3 protein-coding genes are annotated in these 4,316 nt (G+C 40.0%); all 3 read right to left on the bottom strand.

The window, feature by feature from the left end; translation table 11 throughout:
- Window positions 1-588: 588 nt before the first annotated feature.
- On the bottom strand, window positions 589-969 hold the full coding sequence (locus Q8M41_RS02995; protein ID WP_305363761.1) for a hypothetical protein: 381 nt from the start codon (window positions 967-969) through the stop codon (window positions 589-591).
- A 116-nt stretch (window positions 970-1,085) separates the two neighbouring features.
- Complete coding sequence (locus Q8M41_RS02990) at window positions 1,086-2,267, bottom strand: cystathionine gamma-synthase family protein (protein WP_305363760.1); 1,182 nt, start codon at window positions 2,265-2,267, stop codon at window positions 1,086-1,088.
- A gap of 94 nt (window positions 2,268-2,361) precedes the next feature.
- Entirely contained in the window at window positions 2,362-3,936 is a 1,575-nt protein-coding gene (locus Q8M41_RS02985) for a serine hydrolase (protein WP_305363759.1), read from the bottom strand.
- Between the last annotated feature and the right edge of the window lie 380 nt (window positions 3,937-4,316).

The raw sequence follows: 4,316 nt of genomic DNA, 5'->3' as shown, positions 1-4,316 counted from the left end.
GGAGAATAAGAATAAAATGAGTACGCTGAATGCAGTTAGAAACAAGTTAATCCACCGGATTTTTGCATGTGTCAACAATAACCGACCCTATGAAAAAAATTATCAAAGATTAGTTGCATAGATCATAGAAATCGGGGTCGGCTGATCGGCAAGACCACATTAAACACGATTCTCTGAAATGATGATCATTCTTCCTGGTTGCAATTATTCTACTTTCCTAAGGATTATTTAATGATTAAAAGGTTTATTTAAACCTTGATTGTACTTCCAGGCAGGAATTTTCTATTGACCCTGAAGGGGTCATATGTTTATAGAATTACAATTAACAAGGAAATCCCGCCCGCCCTGGGCGGGCGCATGTATTCGAAATTTTCACATACGCTCCCTTTAGTGTCGATAAACGTGATTATATCCTGTTTCTATAAACATTTCACCACCTTCCGGGGTCAGCTGATCTATTAGCTCATGTTTTCTCCAGGGAAATGAAAATTATCCTTTAACAAAAAAAGGTCATCTCCATAGAGCTGACCCCTTCCTAATCAGGAAATGATTAGTGGAAAATTTAATAACATATTAAAGATTAAATAATTACATCCATTTAGAAGCAAAGCGATTAAACTCCTGCCTGACCTCATTTATAATCTTCTCTTCTGTAAGATACTGATCATATAATTCAACATTTTCTGCGGCACTCGACTGTGAGATAAATCCTGCTGATTCTTTTACCTGATTCTCTATCTTATTTAGATTTTCATGCAAACCATGTTTCAACTCATCAATATTGTTATACTGAATCAGAAACTGATTCTGAAAATGTTCTACCTTTTCAGCTGCTTCATGTCCTGTGTTATCCGCTGCAATCTCTTCGAGGCGCTTTGTAAGTATTGTGATTTCTTGTTTATAGAAATCCAAACTTCTCAGTGCATCACTATGCAGGTTGTTGATGTGTTTTATATTGATCTCTTTCATAAAACAATTCTAACCAATACGCCAGATCTATAGAATGACTGAAGGCAGGTATTTTTATGATTTTACTCATATTATCTGCTTTAGCTTTCAAATTATAACCAGAAGCGTTTAGCCGTCTATATTTTCTTCAAAGCATCCTCAAGATCGAACAAAAGATCATCAACCGATTCAATACCCACAGAATAGCGAATCAAGCTTTCTGGAATACCCAACAGGGCACGTTGCTCTTCAGTTAGCTCTACATGGCTTGTGGTGCGTGGCGGACCAGCCAGTGTACTCACCGAACCAAGACTCGCAGCAAGATGAACCAGCTTTAGCGATGGCAGAAATTTCTCTACCAGATCATAACCTCCATCCAGTGCAAAACTTAACATACCACCAAAACCCCTCATTTGAGATTTAGCGATTGCATGACCGGTATGTGTCTCCAATCCGGGATAAAATACCTGACTAACTTTAGGGTGTGCATGCAGATATTTTGCAATCTTCATTGCGGATTCATTCTGTCGGGAGATTCTCAACTCAAGTGTTTTCATCCCTCTGGCGATCATATAAGCAGGGTCTGCCTGCAGACTGGCTCCATTGATTTCCCTGAAATGAAATACCTTCTGTACCAGCTCCCTGCTACCTGCCAATACGCCACCCATTGCATCAGAATGGCCGCATAGATATTTTGTAGCACTATGCAATACCAAATCTGCTCCCAGGTCCAATGGATTCTGGTTAATCGGTGTTGCAAAAGTATTATCCACAACCACAACAGCACCGACCTTTCTTGCAGCAAGGGCAATACGCCTGATATCAATGATTTTCAAAGTAGGATTGGTTGGGGTTTCAAGATAAACCAGATCACATCCTTTGGCAATCTCATATTCCAGTTCCCCATGATTCCCTGTTTCACATAGTTTAACTTCCACATGATATGCCGGGAAGAAGTCAAGAAAAAGTTTGCTTGTACCTCCATAGGTATCCTTAACAGAAACTACCCTTTTGCCTGGCTTTAAAAAAGTAAAAAGTGTGTTGCTGATTGCAGCCATACCGGTTGCAAAGGCTGTAGCTGCTTCGGCACCTTCCAATACTCTTATTTTCTCTTCCAGGGAAGCCACGGTAGGATTGGTATTACGGCTATAGATAAAGCCATCTGCTTTCCCGGTGGAAACATCATACCATTCATCAAGATCTTTGTAAGCAAAAGCAACGCTATTTACTATTGGTGTTGTAACAGCCTCTTTAAAGTAAGGATTGTCTTCACCTGCCCAAACTGCATCAGTAGCTTTACTGAATTTTCTATTTTCCATAATTTTTATTCTGGTATATCAGCACACCCATTCGGTAAATTCCAAATATGGCATGATCTGTAAATTAAATCAACAAAATGATTTCGGCTGTAGATTACCTGGCGGGCTTGAGCAGAACATCATGAAAAGTTAGATCTGAATCCGGATCAATGATCTTTAGCTTTACCTGATCGACAGATCCGTCAGCATTTAATGCAAATGTAACGTATGAATCGGCCTTTAAGCTCTTATTTTTCAAAGTCGCGATAAAACTATTGTACTGGAAATACTTAAGCGATGCATTGAGGTGTGGTAATTGCTTAAACTCCATTAATAAACTATCTCCGGAAGGAATTAAAATAATATCCCCATAAACCTCATCCTTGTAATTACCAGCCAGTTTTGCAATTGAAAGATTGTATTTGCCTGCCGGATCCGACTTAATCAGATTTTTATTTTGGGATTCTGTCAGTCTTGCTGTAGTTAAAACCTGTTCATCGTTAAAAGCCTTCAGCCAGTCAAATTTTGAATTACTCTCATAATAGTCAAGTACATGATAAATAATAGACCAATAAGCCGCGGTTGATTCCTGATTGGTTAATACGGTTATCCCAAGCTTAAGGTCGGGAACCATAGCCACCTGTGAAACAAAACCACCCAGCTTACCACCATGGCCTACCACCTTGTATTTCTGATAATTATAGGCCCTGAAACCTAAGGCATATCCGAAAAAATCCATTTGCGCAGGTTTCAGCCCTTCTGATACTTTGCTTACAGGAATAGGCCTGATCACTTTCCAAAGTTGGTTTGTGCTGGCAGGCTTAAATAATTCTGTGCGAGCAGGCGTTCTGCCTGAATCCAGCTGAGTAATCATCCAGTTTGACATATCATTTGCATTAGAAAGAATACCTCCTGCCGGATTGCTGGCATCGCCAATATTCTGCTCCGTATAATCCTCAACCAGTCCGACCTTACCTCCTATCATATCATGCGCAGCCGATATATTTGGCCTGCTCCCGGATTCTGAATGCCTGGAAACACTCTCCGGCATACCTACCTTGTCAAAAATCCGTTCTTTGACGAAATCCTCCCATTCTCTGCCGCTTAGCACCTTAATCACTTCTCCTGCTGCCAGATATAAAATATTATCATAGGCATAAGTACTTCTGAAATCATGAACCAGAGGCAATTTCTGAAGTTTTTCCAAAATCTCCCTTCTCGAATACGTAGAGGGAGGGAACAACATAAGGTCTCCTGAATAGGCTAAAAGCCCGCTATGATGTACTAAAAGATCTCTAACAGTAAGGTTTGTAGTAACATAGGAATCGGCCATTTTAAACCATGGCAAATGATCAATTACCCGATCATCCCATTTTAGCTTGCCCTCTTCAACCAGCATAGCCAATGCGGTCGCAGTGAAGGCTTTTGAATTTGAAGCAATTGAAAAAAGCGTATTTGCATCCACCCGATCATTCCCGCCAAGCTTTTTAATGCCATAACCCTTTGCGAGCAGCACTTTACCATCTTTTACAATTGAGACACTAAGACCCGGAACTTCAAAAGCTTTTAATACCTTCTCAATATACTGGTCAAGCCCCGGAGGCAAACTTTGCTGAGCTTTCGCCTGTACTGAGAAAGACAGAATTAAAAAGAGAATTAAAAACAAGTTGGAAGTTTTTTTGCTGGTCATATTCGGATTTGCATGCTTGTTAAAATATAGGCTTGAAGATTGTGATAATTTTCGAATTCCCGATAAATATTATGAGTCCCAAAAAATCAATCTGCTTAAAGAAAGAATGATTCAGTTCACAAGTGTCAGGTAAAAATAAAAATTAGAAAAAATAATTAAAATTAGTCCGCCTTTGCGGCGGAAGGGCACTTACTTTTCCCTGCAGCTGGAAAAGTAAGCAAAAGAGCCGCGGCTTCCCGGTAATTTATGAACGGTTGTAAGCCCGGAGCACTGTTCCAAAACCGTTCATATCAGATAAGCCTTTGCGAAGGACGATTCTCCCGGTTTAAAACCGGGACCAGTGCCAGCAAAATCAAAAAAAGCAGCAGATTCATTCAAAT

Origin of the sequence: Daejeonella sp. (genome assembly GCF_030684675.1) — a bacterium.
Lineage (GTDB): Bacteria > Bacteroidota > Bacteroidia > Sphingobacteriales > Sphingobacteriaceae > Daejeonella.
This window is presented reverse-complemented; position numbering and strand designations above follow the sequence as displayed.